Here is a 17,623-nt window from a genome sequence, read left to right as displayed (position 1 = left end):
AAGGTAATTTTTCCAACACTTGAACTTTCCCTTTATAATGACGCCTGTTGTTGTCAAAAGACAAATTAGCTAAATTAAAAAAGCCAAACCTACAAGAAAACGATTTTCCGCTTATCTATCGGCTGGCCTCTTTCAACTATTGAATAGCCTTAACGATTTCCTCCAGCTTCATTCCTCTAGAGGCTTTAACTAAAACTACTGTTTCTTTATTTACATAATGGGTTAATGTTTGTATTAACGGTACTTTGTCCTGGAAGGTAAATATACGATCTTCTGGGAGAGCCGTTTTCGCACCTCTTGCAATAAAACTTCCCAGATTTCCATATGTCAAAACATAATCAATTCCCTCTAGTTTTTCGCCTATTTCATAGTGAAATGTCTCTTCATTATCCCCAAGCTCTAACATATCACCGAGAACAGCGATTTTCTGTTTATAGCCTGGCAGCTTTTTTAGAACATCAATTGCAGCAAGCATCGAAGTTGGACTGGCATTGTAAGCATCATTAATAATTTTAACACCTGATTTTCCTTCCACTAATTCCATACGCATATTAGTAAGCTTTAATGATTGTAGTCCTTTATTCATTACTTCAAAAGGAATGTTAAAATACTCTGCCACAAGCATTGCCGCTAATGCATTTAAAATATTGTGATTTCCGAGAACCGGTAGTTCAAATGGATCAGAAATCTTATTAATATGAAAAACACTGCCATTGTTTTGTGTCTGGATATGAAGAGGATATAAATCATTAGAAGGATTCATCCCGAAGGTTTTCTTATCAAGAGTACTATTTTTCATACGACTTGAAAGAAGTGGCTCGTCACCAAAATAAATGAATCTGCCGTTGTCTTTTAATCCATTTAATATTTCTAACTTCGCCTCTGCGATTCCTTCTCTTGAGCCTAAATCCTGCATATGGGATTCGCCGATATTGGTAATAACAGCAATGTCGGGTTCAGCTAGTCTGCTCAAAAAGTCAATTTCTCCCCTTCCACTCATTCCCATTTCTAAGACAGCAATATCCGTATCCTCTTCTAAACCAAGAACAGTTAAAGGAAGACCAAGATGATTATTATAATTCCCTTCTGTTTTTTGCACCTTATATTTTAAAGAAAGGAGACTAGTTGTCATATCCTTTGTAGAAGTTTTCCCATTGCTTCCTGTAATTCCTACTACTTTAACACTCAACTGCTGAAGATAGCTTTTAGCAAGAGCTTGAATAGCTGTTAAAGAATCCTCAACAAAGATAAGCGGCAGATTCTTTGGTGGATTCGGAACATCCTTTTGCCAAAAAGCTGCAGCTGCTCCTCGTTTTATCGCATCTTCGACGTATTGGTGCCCATCCGTTCTTTCTCCTTTAAATGGAATAAATAATTGCCCTACTTCAATTTTTCTAGAATCAATGGTTACCCCATTAATTTGAACATCCGCAAATTGCGTGAAAGAATCCACATTGCCGGCCATTTTTGCTATTTCTGCATATGTACGTTTAATCACGAAAAAACCTCCTTTTTCCAATAGTTTATTAAAAAAATATTTATTATTTTCCGCTGAAACCTGATATTTGATGGAACAAAAGAAGAGGTATTATTCTCACCTCTCCTTTTGACCGTTGTTATACAAATATACATGTTCTAAAGTCTATTTACTATGGAGCAAGCTGAATCGGTTAACAAGCATCCAATTAACAAATGCCTTCCCATTTCTTCTCTATTAAATCGTATATTTGATATTTTGTTTTTCTGTATGTCTTTCCACTGCAAGATCTACTAATTTATTGATTAAAGCATCATATTCTAAACCTGTGTGCTTCCATAATAATGGGAACATGCTGAACGGTGTAAATCCAGGCATTGTATTTACTTCATTAATATAAACTTCCCCCTCTTTTGTAAGGAAGAAATCTGCACGTACAAGGCCAGAACAATCAAGTGCTTTAAATGCTTTAATCGCATCTGTTTTAATAGCAGCATATTCAGATTCTGTAACTTCTGCTGGAATAATTAAAGCTGTATCTCCATCCTCATACTTTGCTTTATAATCGTAAAAATCTTTTTTCGGAACAATTTCTCCTGCTACAGAAACTTCTGGGTGATCATTTCCTAGTACCCCTACTTCAATTTCTCTAGCTATTAAGCCTTCTTCGACAATAATTTTGCGGTCAAATTGGAATGCTTCGATAAAGGCAGTTTCTAATTCTTCTCTAGTCGTACATTTACTAATTCCTACACTTGATCCAAGATTAGCAGGCTTGACAAAACAAGGAAAACCTAATTCCTTTTCCACACGATCATACGCTGCCGCTTTATTACTTTGCCAGTCACTGCGGATAAAAGAATTATATTTTACTTGGTTTAGTCCAGCTACTTCAAATATATTCTTCATAATTACTTTATCCATTCCCGCTGATGATGCTAAAACACCATTTCCAACATAAGGAAGATTCAGAAGTTCCAGCAATCCTTGTACGGTTCCATCTTCGCCGTTTGGTCCATGAAGTAATGGAAAAATAACATCTAAGGAAGCCTCATCATTTGCTTGGAAGAGAGTAGTAGAAAGCGCATTTGATCCGATTTGCTCCTGTGAGTTAAACGCAAGCTCTTTTACATTTTCAACAGGTCCCATTAATTGTGGTCCGCGCACCCATTCACCACTCTCCGATATGTAAATTGGATGAATATCATATTTATCTGTATCTAATGCTTTAATTACTGCCATTGCTGTTTGCATACTAACTTTATGTTCAGCAGATTTTCCGCCATATAATAATCCAAGTTTCTTTTTCATTATGAGTTACCTCCATTTAATCAATGCACTTGTTTATTCTACCACTAGAACCAGACCTTTAAAAAGAAAACATGTAAGTCAAATAACAATTTAATCAGACCCTAATAATCCTTTTCCATTTTAACTCTTATTACCATATGAAAAAAGGGCTAAATTGGAGCTTATTTATTTAAAATTTCTCCCTAAGAAAGAAAAATTATCCTTGCTCCTTTATCTTATCTCAAAGAAACAAGTACTTCATGAAAATAGCCACCTGCCAACCTTTTTATTTCTGATTCCATTTCTTTTTCATACTCGACAATAAAGCATGTAGCTGGACCAGAAGATTTTAAAAGATCAACAGAGCATGTCACTTCTTCTTCTTGAAAAAGCTTCCCCTTTAACTGTCCTAATTCATAAAGAATTCCCTTAGAGCCAACTGGCTGTAATCGACATTTTACTTCCTTTGCAAAATGAGAAAACAAAAATAAGGGAACAACTTTATCTTCCTGTAACATTACTTCTTCCCCAACAAGGGGACTTCCAATAACCGCAATTCTTCCATTTACAATGGATGTCTCCTTGAAATCAGCTTGTCTTTTTCCAAGAATCGTAAGCCCAACAGCTGATTGACAGAAGGAAAAATTGCTCTCTGTACTGCCTGTTATTCCAAGCTCACCATCTAACCCAAGCTCCTGCACTCCTTTATGTATACCTGTTACAAGGGGAATCCAAGCATCATTTCCACAAAAATTCTGCAAAATTACCGAAAACGGGATTCCTCCTGCTGCCAAACATTCCATAACTGCTACGCGAAAAGAAAAATAAGAAACTATATCATAGGGAACGGAAACTTGATCCTCTTCTTTCTGCCCAATCCCTCCACTATTATCTGCACTAATAACCATTACTTCTTCTTGATTCCAGGGAACAATTTGTACATCTCTCATTGCTTCGCCTCTCCCCACCCTTTAAGGAAAGATTCTAGCCTCGGCATTAACAGCTGAGCAATAATGCCGTTTAATACAGCACCGATCAACAATACTGGAACCATAGAAATATAAAAACCTTTTCCCATTAGGAATAAGAAAGGAAGGGGCAGTAGAACTCCATTTCCTAACACAAACCATAAATAGGAGATAATTCTAATTCCATTCTGATAGATTTTAGTAAAAATAAAAACAAGCAAACACATTTCTATCGCAATAAATAAATGAAAAATTCCGAGTGGGAGTCCTCCAATCAAAGCAGACACCAGATGACCGAAAGCAGCTACTATTCCTCCAGCAATCCCACCTAAAAATACACCCGCAATAAGACTCGGAAAACTATCGAGTGCAACACTTCCAATGAAGCTTGGAATTTTTATAAAAGCACCAATAACCGAAATTGCAATAAAAATAGCAAGGATATTAATCTTCTTTACGTTCATTTCTCTCTCCCTTTTTAGTTGTTCGAAATACCTTTGCACTACGTACATACTCGACATCTGCCACATCGCTTCTATAATTAATCACCCTTGCAAGCGCAAAAAAGTAATCAGAAAGTCTATTTAAATATTTTAATGGCAATTCCGGTATATCTTCATTCGTTTTCACCAATGTCACCACTAAGCGTTCCGCTCTTCTTGTCACTGTTCGTGCTAGATGCACAGTCGCTGCTGCTTCTGTCCCTCCCGGCAAAATAAATCGCTCCAAATCCGGCGTCTCTTCCATAAAAGCATCAATTCGTTCCTCTAAATAGGCAATAGCCTCTTCTGTTAACTTCCATTCTCTTCTTTTTGAGATACTCGCTAAATCTCCCCCACAATCAAATAATTCATGCTGAATTTTCTCTAAGTCTTCTTTAATATCAGCAAATTGTTCTCCCGCTAATTGCGCAACTGCCAATCCAACAAAAGAATTTAATTCATCTACTGTACCGTATGCTTCTACACGAATGTCATCCTTTGATACTCTTCCCCCAATTATACTAGTTTCCCCTTTATCACCTGTTTTTGTATAAATTCGCATATTCTATCCCTCTTTCTGTTTATTTGTTTAGTGTTTTTGCGATTAGTGCTTTTTACGTTAAATGTAATTTTTTCTTGTAGTTGCTTTGTTGCTTTAGAACTTGTCTTGCTTTTTGAAAACCACTTTTCTCTTGCCCGCTTCGGATTTCAGCGTTCATCCCGCTTTTAAAAACCACTTTCACTAATCCCATAGCCTCCCTACCAGTCACCCACAAACCAAATTCACCAACTACTTTAATCGCTCATTCAACCCATACCAAATAACATCCACTCTATCTGCCTCTGCTGCAATTCGTTGAAAAATCAGTCCTGTAGCATCTCGCCAAAAGCGATCTTCCTTATCAATCGGTACGATGCCTTTCGTAATATCGCTACCAATAATAAACACACAGCGCTTTTTCTCTTCTCTTTCCCATTGAAGTAAAGTCTCTACTTGTTTTTCTAGATAATGGATCGTTTGCTCCAACGTTTCTTCTTTCAGACGATTTTTAATCATCCACTCCAACCCTTCTAACATATAAAAGGAATCCTTCTCATCCGTTGTAATCTTTATTTCCTTTTCATCAAACAAACGGAGGACCTTTCCTACTGTAAATCCTTGCTCCTTCGTAAAGGAGACTGCCCAGCTTTTTTTCCCGTGAAAGCTACCTCCTGTAATAAAGTGCATCTTTCCTTCCTCCTAAACCTTTCTTTATTGGACCATATTAGTTCGATGCCCTCTCCTGGCGAAATGCTGTAATCCCAAAACTCCTTTTCTGTTACACCATATTTACTAAGTAAATAACGAATAACCCCACCATGTGTGACAACTGCCATTCGATCGCTTTTCTTACTCTGCTCAATTAAAAGATCCCAGCCTGTATCTACTCGCATAACAAACTCTTTAAAGGATTCTCCATTTGTTGCTGAAACTGTAAACGGAGCATTTAGCCATTTGCAATAGTCAGGGAGCTCTTTTAGTTGGTCATATGTTTTTCCTTCCCACTCTCCAAAATTTATTTCTCGAAAATTAGGAGTACTGTGTATGCTCTGTTCAGGAAACCAATAAGTTGCTGTCTCTTTCGCTCGCAATAAATCGCTTGTACTTATCCATTCATATTTAGACACTGGGCTTCCTTTTTCATAAAGGTCCGCTTTCCCGTTTTCACTTAAAGGAGCATCCAGCCAGCCAATGTATGCTTTTCGTTCATTTTCGGCAGTTAACCCATGACGAAATAATGCAATAACCATAGTGTCGCCCATAATGCCAGTTCCGTCCCTTCTACACTTGCCCCTAATAAATCACCTGTTAATCCCCCAAAAGCTCGCTTCATAAATCGACTTAATAAAATATAGCTGCAGATGCTAATAAAGAGAAACAGAAAGAACAGTGGCAGCCATTGTGTATTCAATAAGATGATAAATAGAAGAACAAGTGCAAAATAGCGACTATAAAAAAATGCTCGCTGCCCTTCAACAGACCTTTTAAAGTATGCGCCAAGCCCGTCATTCTTTGCCTCTTGAACAAATAGCAAGATCCATCCCATTACAGCTTTAGAAAATAACGGCAGGAGCATGACAAAAAGATAGGTAAAGTCTTGCATACGTGTCACGATTTCATAGATAAAAAGAAACTTCGCACTCAATAACAGAATGACGGATAAAAGACCAAAGGCGCCAACATGTGGATCCTTCATAATCTCTAATCTTTTCTTCCTATCCTGATAAGAAAAATAAGCATCACTTGCATCCATCCAGCCATCTAAATGAAGCCCTCCAGTTAACAAAATCGTACTGGCCCAGACAAAAAAAGCTACTGCAAGTGCTGTAAACGGCGTATATTCTTTTAGCAAAAAGAAGAAGCTCATATAAATAAAGCCTTGAAAAAGTCCTAGCAAAGGGAATGTCTTTATACTTTTCTGAAGAAATTCCCCTTCCATTGGAAGTTCCTTTCTCACTGGTATCGCCGTAAAGAACTGTATATTTAAGAGAAAACCAATAAACCATTTCTTCATTATCAATCACCAGCCTGAAGGATATTCCATAGTTTTTCCCAATTCAAATGTTTTTTCATTTCATGAGCAAGTGCATCAAAGCGTTTATCCTTCTGTTCTTGTATAAACAGCCTTTTCCTTTTCATCATTCCTTTTTGCACTCGAATTTGATTTAACCACGTATGGCGAAATGCATCATTATAAAATAGATGATGCATATAAGTACCTATCAATCTTCCATCTTCTCGATAATAGCCTTCTTCCCTGCTGTTATGAAGCAATAAAAACGGGCATCTATCGTCTATAGAAGCATATTCTGTTTTTCCTAAATGAATCTCATAACCCTCTATTCTTTCTGATGCTAACTTCGTAGAAGGATGATAACTGCCTTCCACTCGAATCGTCTCTTTTTTCTTTTCAAAGGTCGTGCTTGCGGGGATAAGTCCTAGTCCCTCTATTTCTTCGCCTCTGCTTCCAGTATCAGCACCCTGTGGATCCTTCAAAGTAGTACAAAGCATTTGATAGCCTCCACATAATCCGATTACTCTGCCACCTTGCTTATAATAGCTTTTAAGCTGGGATGCTAATCCTTTCCTCTTCATTTCTTTCCAATCATCTATTGTACTTTTCGTACCTGGTATAATAACCGCATCTGGATTCCCTAAATCTTCGCCTTTATTAATCAGGCGGATACTAACGTCTTCTTCTAGAAAAAATGGTTCTATATCTGTGAAATTGGACATATAACGATTGTTTACTACTGCCAAATCAATCACAGCTTTAGTAGTTGTAAATCTTTTCTCTCGGATAGATAATGAGTCCTCTCCTTCAATCATATGGTTATGAATAAAAGGAAGGACTCCAAGGACAGGAATGCCTGTCTTTTCCTTCAGCCATTGAACCCCATCTTCAAAGAGAGTTGGATCGCCGCGAAACTTATTTATTATAATTCCCTTTACCCTGCTCCTTTCCTCTTCTGAAAATAGGGCAAGGGTTCCAATGATACTCGCAAACACGCCGCCGCGATCAATATCCGCAACGAGAATGACAGGAACATCAGCCATTTCTGCTACCTTCATGTTTACAAGCTCTCTGTCTTTCAAATTTATTTCAACTGGACTTCCCGCACCTTCCATAATAGTCATCTCATAATGGCTTTGCAGGTAATCCAGGCTTTTTTGTATAACACAAATTCCTTCCTCATAAAACTGTTCACGATACCCTCTTCCAGATAGAGTCGTACTAGCTTCCCCAAGCAGGACAACCTCTGACTGTAAATCAGATCTTGGCTTTAAGAGTATCGGGTTCATCCAAACAGTTGCCACCGTCCTTGCTGCTTCTGCCTGAATTCCTTGTGCTCTGCCAATCTCTTTTCCATCTACCGTGACATAAGAATTATTAGACATATTCTGTGACTTAAATGGAGCCACCTTTATCCCCTCATTTGCCACCATTCTGCATATAGCAGTAGCAATCAGACTTTTCCCAACATCAGATGAAGTTCCTTGTATCATTACCCCCTTCATTTTTTTCCTCCCTTCTTGCTTTTCGCGATTCCGAATTCTACCAAATAAGCTTCCTTTGCATGCTGCACGAGGAAATAGTGGAGTTGATTTAAAAGCCTGCAGTAGTTCTGTACAAATGGATCTGATGACATCTCATATGTCACTTCATTACTCACAAGAATAAGATATCTGCAGCTTCGGCTTAACTCTATTAGCTCCCTTTTCAGCTTTAGCTCTAGCATTTCTTGCCGTTGATCTTTATAAAAAAGTTCATTATTGACTAATACAGTTAAGCAATCGAGTAGTATAACATCCTTTTTTGAAAAAACTCCAGCCAATTCACCAATATTTACTGCTTGTTCATGGCTATTCCATTTTACCTTTTGTTTTTTTCTTCGTTGCTGATGCCTTGCAATTCTTTCTTGCATCTCTGTGTCTGAATGAACAGCTGTGGCTATATAATGTAAATCTGCTTTTTCATTCTCTGCATATTCTATTGCCAATCTCTCAGCAAAAGAAGATTTTCCGCTTCTCACGCCTCCAGTTACAAAGATGATGGATGACTTTGTTTCCATTTAGCTAACACTCCTTGCAATTGCTGATTCTCTAACTTACTTTTAATCGCAAACCGTAGCCATCTTCCATCTAAACCCGGATAATTATATGTATGTCTTGCTATGATGCCATTGTTTAATAAGAAAATCAGGAGCTCTTTTTGGTCTGTAAAACTAGTATCTCTTAACAGGTAATAATTAGCAGCAGAAGTGGAATAAGCGAATTGCTGTTTATTAAAAAAGGAAAATAACCTTTTCTTTTCCTCTTCCATATAACTTTGCGTTTTATTTAAAAACATCTCTTGTCCCATTAATAATTCACCAACCCTTAAAGCAATTCCATTAATACTCCATTGAGATTGAAACTGTTGTAATTTTGCAATCAGTTCCTCTGATGCGAATGCATAACCAAGGCGAATCCCTGGAATACTGTACATCTTTGTCAAGGAACGGATAATAATAAGATTGGAGAATTTTTTTAAGAGAGGAAGCATATCCTCATATCCAATTACAAAATCATAGAAAGCTTCATCTAGGATGACATAGCAATCATTTTTTTTACAAATAACTAACAATTCTTCTACTACTTGTTTCGGATAAAATATCCCTGTTGGATTATTAGGATTACATAAAAATAGAGCATCTACATGGCGGATATCCTTTTCCAAATTAGATGGATTTAGTTCCCATCCTGTTTCCGCTGTTAAATAATGATGATAGATGTCACAATGATTAATTTTGCATACTTCTTCATATTCAGAAAAAGCTGGCTGGAGCAATAATACCTTTTTCCTCGCCAAAATTCTTCCCAACAAAGAAATAATTTCCGCAGCTCCATTACCAATTAAAAGCTGCTTTGGACAAAGCCCATACTGATCTGAAATTTTCTCTTTTAGACTGCTTGCATAAGGATCTGGATAAAGATGGACTGTCTGAAATAAGTCATCCCAGTTGTCCGATAAAATAGTCGGAGGTCCTAATGGGTTGATATTAGCACTAAAATCAATCGTATTTACCGGCATTTCTACATTTGTCTTTTCATAAATATACTGAGGATTAGCTCCATGCATTGGCCAATTCAAATCCAATTCCTCCTATACATAAAAAGAGATAAAAGCAAACAACAGCTTTATCAGCAATTTTAGTCGACTCGATAATATGTCTAGTTCCTAAAGGCTGCAGTGCTCTTCCCATACGTGCACGATCTGACTTCTTTCCTTTGTAAAAGTTAATCCCACCAAGCTGTATACCAAGGATAATCGCAGTCACTGCTTCACCCCAGCCGCTGTTTGGAGAGGGATGCTTCATTGCATCATGAAATAACAACTTCCAGGCTTCCTTTTTACGATAGAAAGGACTACGACTAACTAACAGCACGAGAATGGCTGTTATTCGACTAGGCAAATAGTTGACGATATCATCACATTTCGCAGCACAATACCCAAAATCTCCATATTTATCATTCTTATAACCAACCATACTATCACATGTATTAATCGCTCTATATACAAGACTCAAGGGAGCTCCGCCAATAAATGCCCAAAACAGTGGAGCAGTAATACCATCACTAGTATTTTCTGCAACTGTCTCTACCGTCGCACGGACAATTTCTTCTCCCTCTAATTGCTCTGTATCTCTGCCTACAATATAAGACAGCTTTTTTCTTGCCATCTCTAAATCATTAGCCTGCAATGGATCATAAACCTCTATCGCAGCATCCTTTAGACTCTTTTGGGCAATCGTTGTGGCGATAAGAAGAGCTTCCACGATTACCCCGACCCACCAATGAAGCTGATAGCTAATATAAACGAGGACGTAGCTAATCAAAAAGGTAAATATTAATACCGTGCTGAGCATCCATAACCCTTTTATTCTCCGACTCTTTCCGTTATTTAATCTTTGATCTAGAAAGGAAATCAATCTCCCCATCCCTTTTACCGGATGTGGCCAGCTTGGAGGATCACCAATAAGCTTATCTAAAACAATCGCAAGTGTAATGCTAATCAAATGGCCGATCATTTAGGTGCTATCCTCCTATTCCTTTTATCTAACGACTTTGCTAAACACTGATAGACTCCTTGTGCTACACATTTTCCAAGCGCTGTTATCGTACCTCCAAATTCGAGGTAGGCTCCTTCTTGGGTAGCAGCCACCAATATACTATCTGTTGACGTACCTGTTGCAATGGTTCCTGTTTCCAAATCTTTTATCTTCCGATCTCGCAAGACCGCTGCTTTTGCTTCTGTGGCCGTAATGACACTTTGCACGAAGGCTTGCTCTGATAATGTCCCGTTAACAAAAATCCAAATATTAATGGTTCCAGGATTTAAGAAGGAAGAATGCTCGTTAGTCTTTGCGGCATCAACAGCATTTCCTACTCCGCCTGTTACGACAATCATCACAGAAAAATCCCGCTGCTCGATAAGCTCATATGCTACATCCTCTGTGTAAACAGCTGTCATCATCCCTACAGTTTCTGATGGAATAAAGCCATTTCGATGCAAATAACCCTCCATTTCTTCCCGATAATCTTCGCATTGATATCTCTTATCCACATGTCTGTTCACAAAGCATTTATACCATCCCATCCCTGCACCTATTACACCTGATGAAAGAGTGTATAGTGGAAAGGGAACCTTTACCTCTACACGATCTGAATAAATGGTAATAGCTTCCGTATCTATTTTCCTATTATTTCTCTCTTTATTTCTTGGTACTAGAGCTATTTGCGGAGCTGGTCTACTTGGATGAAAAGTACTTTTCACATCTGTTTGATAGATTCTTTTCACCCTCTCTTCTTGCAATACATTAGAAGGGGCGGCATCTACTTCTACCATTCCATCATGTAATAAAAGCAGCCGATCACAATATAATCCTGCCAAGTTCAAATCATGGAAAATACAAACAATCGTTAAATCTCTTTCCATGCTCCATTCTCTTAAGTTATCCAATAACTCCTTCTGATAAGATAAATCCAAATGGTTTGTAGGTTCATCTAATAGGAGAATTTCTGGTTCTTGTGCGAGTGCCTGTGCCAAATAAACACGCTGCTTTTCGCCTCCAGATAATTCATGAATGGATTTCTCTTGAAATGAAAAGACTCCCGTTTGTTTCATCACGCTTGTAACTACTGCTTCATCTTGAGAACTCCAGGACTGAAACAGCCCGGATTGATGAGCATATCTCCCGAGTGATACGATTTCTCGAACGGTATAGGAAAAAGATTCATTCACATGCTGAGACAGGACTGCGACTACCTTTACTAATTCTTTCGTTTTATACTGCTCGATTGGTTTGCCTTTTATCTCAACCTGTCCCTCCTGTGGAGTTAAAATGCCGCTAATAATTTTCATTAACGTCGTTTTCCCACTACCATTCGGTCCAAGGATACCAACCATTTCTCCTTTATTCACCGTAAAAGAAATATCCTGTAAAATTTGTTTTGTTTCATATTGAAAAAAGAGATTCTGTACATTAAGCATTAGTTTAAACTCCTCTTCCTTCTTCTCAGTAATAATCCCGCAAACACCGGGGCACCTACTAAAGCTGTAATAACCCCTATCGGAAGTTCTGTTGGAGAAATAATTGTTCTAGCTAATAAGTCAGCCAGAATCATAAAGCCACTGCCTGCAAAAAGGGATACCCCCATTAAATGACGGTGATCTGACCCTACAATGATTCGAACAAAATGTGGAATAACAAGACCAACAAATCCGATTGTCCCAGATACTGCAACCGCTGCACCTGTTAACATAGAGCCAGCCAGCAAAATAATCATTTTTCTTCTTTGTACATGAATACCTAAATGCTGTGCTCTTTCTTCGCCAAACGCTAAAGCATTTAATTCCTTTCCTTGCGAAAGAAGAAGACCAGAACCAACTACAAAGAAAGGAAGAATAATTTTTATATATTCCCACCCTCTCATGGAGACACTTCCAAGTAACCAGCCAATAATTTGGCGAAGTTCATTGCCTGTTAATGCGATCATAAGCGAAATAAATGCACTTAAAAAAGAACCAATAATAATTCCTGTTAAAATAATCGTTTCCACTCGCATCGCAGGATCCATTTTTTTCGCAAAAAAGACAACAAATAAAATCGTAAAGAAGGAGAATAGTACACTCATAAATGGCAAAGTCAGTGCGCCAAGAAATGGGATACTTAATTGGAAGAACAATGTAATAACAGCTCCAACAGAAGCACCAGATGAAACCCCAAGTGTATAAGGATCTGCCAATGGATTTCTCAATAACCCTTGGAAAGCAGCTCCCGAAATGGATAGGCTCGCACCGACAAGTCCCGCCAACAGCACTCTAGGGAGTCGAATATTTTGGACTATATTGATATGCATTGGCTCGACATTAGTTAATAAGCTTTCTGGCCCAACATAGCTTGCTAATATTTTTACCACAGACAAAATAGGAACAGATATAGTTCCAACAGATATTCCCATTACAATCGCAAAAAGGAGAAAAAAAGCGGCATAAACATAAGCCGCTTTTCTTTTATTTAAAAACATCTGGGTACACCGCTTCGGCAACGGCCTCTACTCCTTCAACTAAACGAGGACCAGAACGAGTTACCATGTCAGAATCAACATCTACTATTTGCTTTTCTTTTACTGCTTTTATCTCTTCCCAACCTTTTCTCGAGCTAATTTGATCGATTGGGCTTGTTTCTGAGTAAGCACCATAAGTAGTAATGATAGCATCTGGATTTGCTGCAATCACTGCCTCTTGGTCTACTTGAATCCAGCCTTCTTCCGAAATAATATTTTTCGCATTAATGGTATCTAACATCTCTTGCATAAATGTATTTGTACCAGTCGTAAATATACTTGGTTCTCCGCTTACTTCTATATAAACAGATTTTTGGTCACTATCAGAAATCGCTGCTGCTTTATCCTTGATAGCAGCTAACTTCTCTTTCATATCAGCAACAAGCTTATCTGCTTCCGTTTCTGCTCCAGTAGCCTGTCCAATCATTTCCATCCCTTTATAGACGTCCTCAAAAGAAGTTGCATCATTCACAACAACAACATCAATTCCGGCATCGCGGATTTGCTGCAAGCCTTCTGTCGAATTATGGGCACTAGATGCATGTGCTAAAACTACATCTGGATTCAGTGAGATTATTTTCTCCACATTAAATTCCATGCCGCCTACTTTTTCTTTTTCCGCTGCTTCTTTTGGATAGTTGTCATAATCACTAACTCCAACTAACTCATCTCCTAGCCCAAGCGCAAATACAATTTCCGTATTACTAGGCATTAAAGAAACTATTTTTTCTGGCTTTTCCTCAATTACTACTTCTTGATCGATTGCATCTTTAATCGTTACAGGAAAAGCAGCCTCTTGTGCAGTTGACTGCTCCTTGTTATCATTATTATTTTCTGTCTTTCCTTCACCACATCCAGCAAGCGACCCAACTACGAGCAGTATTGCTAAAAATAAAGAATAAAACTTTTTCATCATTCTTCACCTTCCTGAAATAAATATGTGAAAAATAAAAAACATCCCTATTATCGTCCATAGAGATGTTGGGATGACTTTAAAAATAATTTCAAAGCGCGCTCCACACCTCCCTATCCTCGTAGGTTTATTTAGGTGTATAGAAAATGGCAGGTCTCCTGACTCATGATTGTCGCAACAATAGAACCTTCCCATACAGGTAAGTACAGTGGCACTTCTCCATGTGCAATCATTTACAGTGGCGGGNCTTCCCTTTTAAGAGTCTTTCTGAAAAAAGAGAAAGTCTTTCGACATTCCTCATCAATCTTTTACAAAAAGTCTCACCATCATCTATCTATTTCATTTTTCGTCCTTTTTGATTATACATCAAAGGTAGCAAAAATAAATGTCCTTTTATTTAATTTTTAAAAATGGATCCACTGGAATAGCATTGCCCCATCCGATTCCTTGCTCTGTTAAAACACAAGTGTAGCTTAGTAATTGCACCCCTGCTTTTGCAGCTTCCTCTAAGTTTTTCGCAAAGACTGGGTCAATTTCTGCTGCACCTGTCACTATTTCAACATCTCCTCTTTGCACAACAAATAAAATAGCTGTTTTAAATGTTCCTTCCTTAGCAATAGCCGTTAATTCTTGCACATGCTTAGAGCCTCTTTTCGTGATAGCATCAGGAAACATCCCTATTCCATCTTTGGCTAATGTAACGCTTTTCACTTCAAGAAGGAGCTGATTTTTTTCCCCATCCTCTAATAAAAAATCCCATCTAGAGCTTCCATATGTGTATTCCGATTTCACCCATCGATAGACAGAAAGCTCCTCAATGATTGCTTTTTTCAATATAGATTCAACAAGCTTATTAGGATATGTTGTATTGATAGACACTAGAATACCATTTGATTCGACATAAACTGCCGTCCATTTCGTTTTTCGATTAGGATTCATACTTGGGAGAACATAAATAGTTACCCCTTCTATTAAAAGCTCCATTAGTCTTCCAGGATCGGCCAAATGCACCCTTTCGAGTTGATTTGTCTCTTCATTCAAGCAATGCAATATAAACCGGTTAGGCCGCTCCACAAAAGTCATTTTCTTTAATTCCGCTGGAAAGCCTACAACTATTCTTTCACTCATATTATCCACCAATTAAGCCTTCGTTAAATGCCATTCTCTTAATTTCTTGTCAAAAATAAGCAAGGCATCCGTTTTTTGTTTGCTATTCTTCTCATATTCCTCGTACATATCATCCATATTATCAAAATCGCCTAAAATCCATATTGGAATTTCCATTTTCAATCGCGTCTGAGAGGCTTTTTCAATGGATAACACCATTCCTTCATTCATATAATGTTTTAGCTCCATGACGATTTCACTAGGAGGGGAAGGATATATCCGCTTCTTTTTGAGTCCAAGCAACCCCTTCTCTAATTTAAGGTCTGTCACTTTCTTTGCAATGACATCCCCAAATAATTGATAAAAAGAATCCATGTTCTTATAATAGATTTTATTAAACCAGCCATCATCATGGGCCAAATAAGCATATTGATTATTCAATTGCTGAAAAAATGGTTTTCTTAGCGGCTCCAGCTTATGTCCCAAATAAAGAAGCTCGGCAATTGTTTGACCTTCTAAGATATCTAAAATCTCTGTCTCATCAAAATCGACCCATACAAAATCCCCGTATCCGTAAACATCTTCCTTTGATAACTTTGCTAATTTAGTGTTTGGAACATATTCGAACTGTGTATGAATATTAAATTCTCCATCTTCAAACTGATGCTTTAACAACAAAACAGAGGAAAGAGTCTCAGCCAAAATTCTATAAAACTCTCTAAACTCTATACCGTAAGAAAGAACAAAGCGCTCTTTCTCATTTAAATGGATATAAACCACATCTCGAATATCATTACTGCCTTTTTTCATCAAGTAAACCTCCAAACATTATTAGCTTGTAAACGGATAGCTTTAGCTTACTTTCTAATTGCTGAAATTGCTTTTATTCCATTTTATTTATCTGATTACAAGAAAATTTTTCCCTTTTTCCTCTATTTAAGTCCGTATGGAACAGACCCCTTATCCATACTTTCCATCATACATCTAGTTGTGCTTATTGTAACCATTTTAGTTTAACAAAATTTAGGCAAAATAGCTTACAAAATTTTCAATTTAGAAAAAAGGAACAACATTTTCCTACTATCAGTCATTCTTCCCTTTTATCCTATAGAGACCACAAAAAAACACCGTGCTTTAGAAAAATGGTTATGACCACTCCCTGAAGCACGGTATATTGCTAGCACTAACTTATATTTGTTTTGCTCAACAGCCTTTTAATACTTTTATCTGCTTCATTTAGTACAATAGGTTTGTCCACCGTTTTGATTATTTTATTTTCCATCACTATTTTACCGTCCACTATGGTCGTTTCAACATCAGCTCTTGTTGCGGAATAGACTATTCTCGAAATCGGGTCCACATCATAGGAAGGAAAGGTATGAAAATTATGCAGATTTAAAATAGCCAGATCTGCTCTCTTGCCAATTTCAAGACTGCCAATTTCTTTTTCCATGCCAACTGCTTTTGCTCCACCTATAGTCGCCATTCTAAAGACTGTTTTTGCATCCATGGCAGTTGGACCATGAATAGGCTTTTGAATAAGTGCGGCCAATCTCATTTCATTAAACATATCTAAATTATTATTACATGGAGCACCGTCTGCTCCTAAGCTAACCGAAGCATGATTACAAAGGAGATGGTGTGTATCTGCTATCCCTGAGGCGAGCTTTAGATTAGAACCCGGACAATGGCTCACATGCACTCCTTTATCTTTAATAATTCGTTTCTCTTCTTCATCTAGCCAAATACAATGCGCCAAAATCAGACGCTCATTTGCTAATCCAAGATGATCTAGATACACAACATTTCTCATCCCCGTCTCTTCTTGCACAATCTGAATCTCTCCCTTGTTTTCTGAAGCATGGGTGTGTACCTTGACCCTATATTTATCCGAAAGCGTCTTTACCTCTTTCAATAACTCCTCTGTACATGAGACCACAAAGCGGGGCGAAAACGCATAGTGAATTCTTCCATCATCAAAGCCATTCCACTTCTCCAACAAGTCGACACTTTGCTGAATAGACTCTGCTGTTTTTTCCTGTAATGCCAAAGGAACCTCATCCCCTTTATCCATCATCACTTTCCCAGAAACAGCTCGGATTCCACTCTCAGCTATGGCACGGAAAGCATATTCCGTATGATGGACGGTTTCCATATCCACAATCGTAGTTGTTCCACTTTCCAGCAGCTCTCCTATGCCAAGCATCGCTGAATAATAAATAGACTCTTCGTCAT

General features: G+C 37.9%; 19 protein-coding genes and 1 riboswitch. All 19 genes read right to left on the bottom strand.

What is annotated here, in order from left to right:
• Nucleotides 1-136: 136 nt before the first annotated feature.
• Nucleotides 137-1,498, bottom strand: coding sequence for a UDP-N-acetylmuramoyl-tripeptide--D-alanyl-D-alanine ligase (locus tag ADJ83_RS07830; protein WP_031536291.1), 1,362 nt, complete (start codon nt 1,496-1,498; stop codon nt 137-139).
• Nucleotides 1,499-1,714: 216 nt separating this feature from the next.
• Nucleotides 1,715-2,788, bottom strand: coding sequence for a D-alanine--D-alanine ligase (locus ADJ83_RS07825; RefSeq protein WP_031536290.1), 1,074 nt, complete (start codon nt 2,786-2,788; stop codon nt 1,715-1,717).
• A gap of 215 nt (nt 2,789-3,003) precedes the next feature.
• A complete protein-coding gene (locus ADJ83_RS07820) occupies nt 3,004-3,717 on the bottom strand; it encodes a hypothetical protein (protein ID WP_031536289.1) in 714 nt (237 codons plus the stop codon).
• The gene (locus ADJ83_RS07815; protein WP_031536288.1) at nt 3,714-4,199 is read right to left on the bottom strand and encodes an ECF transporter S component; all 486 of its coding nucleotides are present in this window, start codon (nt 4,197-4,199) and stop codon (nt 3,714-3,716) included. Before ADJ83_RS07815 ends, ADJ83_RS07820 begins: the two co-directional genes overlap by 4 nt.
• Complete coding sequence (locus ADJ83_RS07810; RefSeq protein ID WP_031536287.1) at nt 4,180-4,779, bottom strand: cob(I)yrinic acid a,c-diamide adenosyltransferase; 600 nt, start codon at nt 4,777-4,779, stop codon at nt 4,180-4,182. The genes ADJ83_RS07815 and ADJ83_RS07810 overlap by 20 nt, the downstream gene beginning before the upstream one ends.
• Nucleotides 4,780-4,831: 52 nt before the next feature.
• Nucleotides 4,832-4,960 (bottom strand): hypothetical protein, encoded by a 129-nt coding sequence (locus ADJ83_RS26485; RefSeq protein ID WP_269320376.1) that lies wholly within the window; start codon nt 4,958-4,960, stop codon nt 4,832-4,834.
• Nucleotides 4,961-5,007: 47 nt separating this feature from the next.
• Nucleotides 5,008-5,445, bottom strand: a complete 438-nt coding sequence (locus tag ADJ83_RS07805) for a bifunctional adenosylcobinamide kinase/adenosylcobinamide-phosphate guanylyltransferase (protein WP_031536286.1) — start codon at nt 5,443-5,445, stop codon at nt 5,008-5,010.
• Nucleotides 5,364-6,008: a histidine phosphatase family protein gene (locus tag ADJ83_RS07800; protein ID WP_048717456.1), complete on the bottom strand. Its 645-nt coding sequence runs from the start codon at nt 6,006-6,008 to the stop codon at nt 5,364-5,366. The genes ADJ83_RS07805 and ADJ83_RS07800 overlap by 82 nt, the downstream gene beginning before the upstream one ends.
• Nucleotides 5,978-6,772, bottom strand: a complete 795-nt coding sequence (gene cobS / locus ADJ83_RS07795; protein ID WP_031536284.1) for an adenosylcobinamide-GDP ribazoletransferase — start codon at nt 6,770-6,772, stop codon at nt 5,978-5,980. Before cobS ends, ADJ83_RS07800 begins: the two co-directional genes overlap by 31 nt.
• Before the next feature lie 2 nt (nt 6,773-6,774).
• Entirely contained in the window at nt 6,775-8,277 is a 1,503-nt protein-coding gene (locus ADJ83_RS07790) for a cobyric acid synthase (protein WP_031536283.1), read from the bottom strand.
• The gene (locus ADJ83_RS07785) at nt 8,274-8,831 is read right to left on the bottom strand and encodes a bifunctional adenosylcobinamide kinase/adenosylcobinamide-phosphate guanylyltransferase (RefSeq protein ID WP_031536282.1); all 558 of its coding nucleotides are present in this window, start codon (nt 8,829-8,831) and stop codon (nt 8,274-8,276) included. The genes ADJ83_RS07790 and ADJ83_RS07785 overlap by 4 nt, the downstream gene beginning before the upstream one ends.
• Nucleotides 8,801-9,892 (bottom strand): pyridoxal phosphate-dependent aminotransferase, encoded by a 1,092-nt coding sequence (locus tag ADJ83_RS07780; RefSeq protein ID WP_031536281.1) that lies wholly within the window; start codon nt 9,890-9,892, stop codon nt 8,801-8,803. Before ADJ83_RS07780 ends, ADJ83_RS07785 begins: the two co-directional genes overlap by 31 nt.
• Nucleotides 9,867-10,829, bottom strand: coding sequence for an adenosylcobinamide-phosphate synthase CbiB (gene cbiB, locus ADJ83_RS07775; protein WP_031536280.1), 963 nt, complete (start codon nt 10,827-10,829; stop codon nt 9,867-9,869). Before cbiB ends, ADJ83_RS07780 begins: the two co-directional genes overlap by 26 nt.
• A complete protein-coding gene (locus ADJ83_RS07770; RefSeq protein ID WP_031536279.1) occupies nt 10,826-12,292 on the bottom strand; it encodes a heme ABC transporter ATP-binding protein in 1,467 nt (488 codons plus the stop codon). Before ADJ83_RS07770 ends, cbiB begins: the two co-directional genes overlap by 4 nt.
• Complete coding sequence (locus tag ADJ83_RS07765) at nt 12,292-13,329, bottom strand: FecCD family ABC transporter permease (protein ID WP_031536278.1); 1,038 nt, start codon at nt 13,327-13,329, stop codon at nt 12,292-12,294. Before ADJ83_RS07765 ends, ADJ83_RS07770 begins: the two co-directional genes overlap by 1 nt.
• The gene (locus tag ADJ83_RS07760; protein WP_031536277.1) at nt 13,316-14,281 is read right to left on the bottom strand and encodes an ABC transporter substrate-binding protein; all 966 of its coding nucleotides are present in this window, start codon (nt 14,279-14,281) and stop codon (nt 13,316-13,318) included. The genes ADJ83_RS07765 and ADJ83_RS07760 overlap by 14 nt, the downstream gene beginning before the upstream one ends.
• A gap of 131 nt (nt 14,282-14,412) precedes the next feature.
• Nucleotides 14,413-14,624, bottom strand: a riboswitch (cobalamin riboswitch).
• A gap of 50 nt (nt 14,625-14,674) precedes the next feature.
• Nucleotides 14,675-15,409: a DNA/RNA nuclease SfsA gene (gene sfsA / locus ADJ83_RS07755; RefSeq protein WP_031536276.1), complete on the bottom strand. Its 735-nt coding sequence runs from the start codon at nt 15,407-15,409 to the stop codon at nt 14,675-14,677.
• Between the two features lie 12 nt (nt 15,410-15,421).
• Nucleotides 15,422-16,198 carry a hypothetical protein gene (locus ADJ83_RS07750; RefSeq protein WP_031536275.1) on the bottom strand — a complete coding sequence of 259 codons (777 nt, stop codon included), beginning with the start codon at nt 16,196-16,198 and terminating at the stop codon, nt 15,422-15,424.
• A gap of 373 nt (nt 16,199-16,571) precedes the next feature.
• Nucleotides 16,572-17,623, bottom strand: a 1,052-nt coding sequence (locus ADJ83_RS07745) for a 5'-deoxyadenosine deaminase (RefSeq protein ID WP_048717451.1), incomplete at its 5' end; no start/stop codon positions are given.

The sequence above is a fragment of the Bacillus sp. 522_BSPC genome (genome assembly GCF_001076885.1).
In the GTDB taxonomy this organism is placed as follows: Bacteria; Bacillota; Bacilli; order Bacillales; family Cytobacillaceae; genus Niallia; species Niallia hominis.
This window is presented reverse-complemented; position numbering and strand designations above follow the sequence as displayed.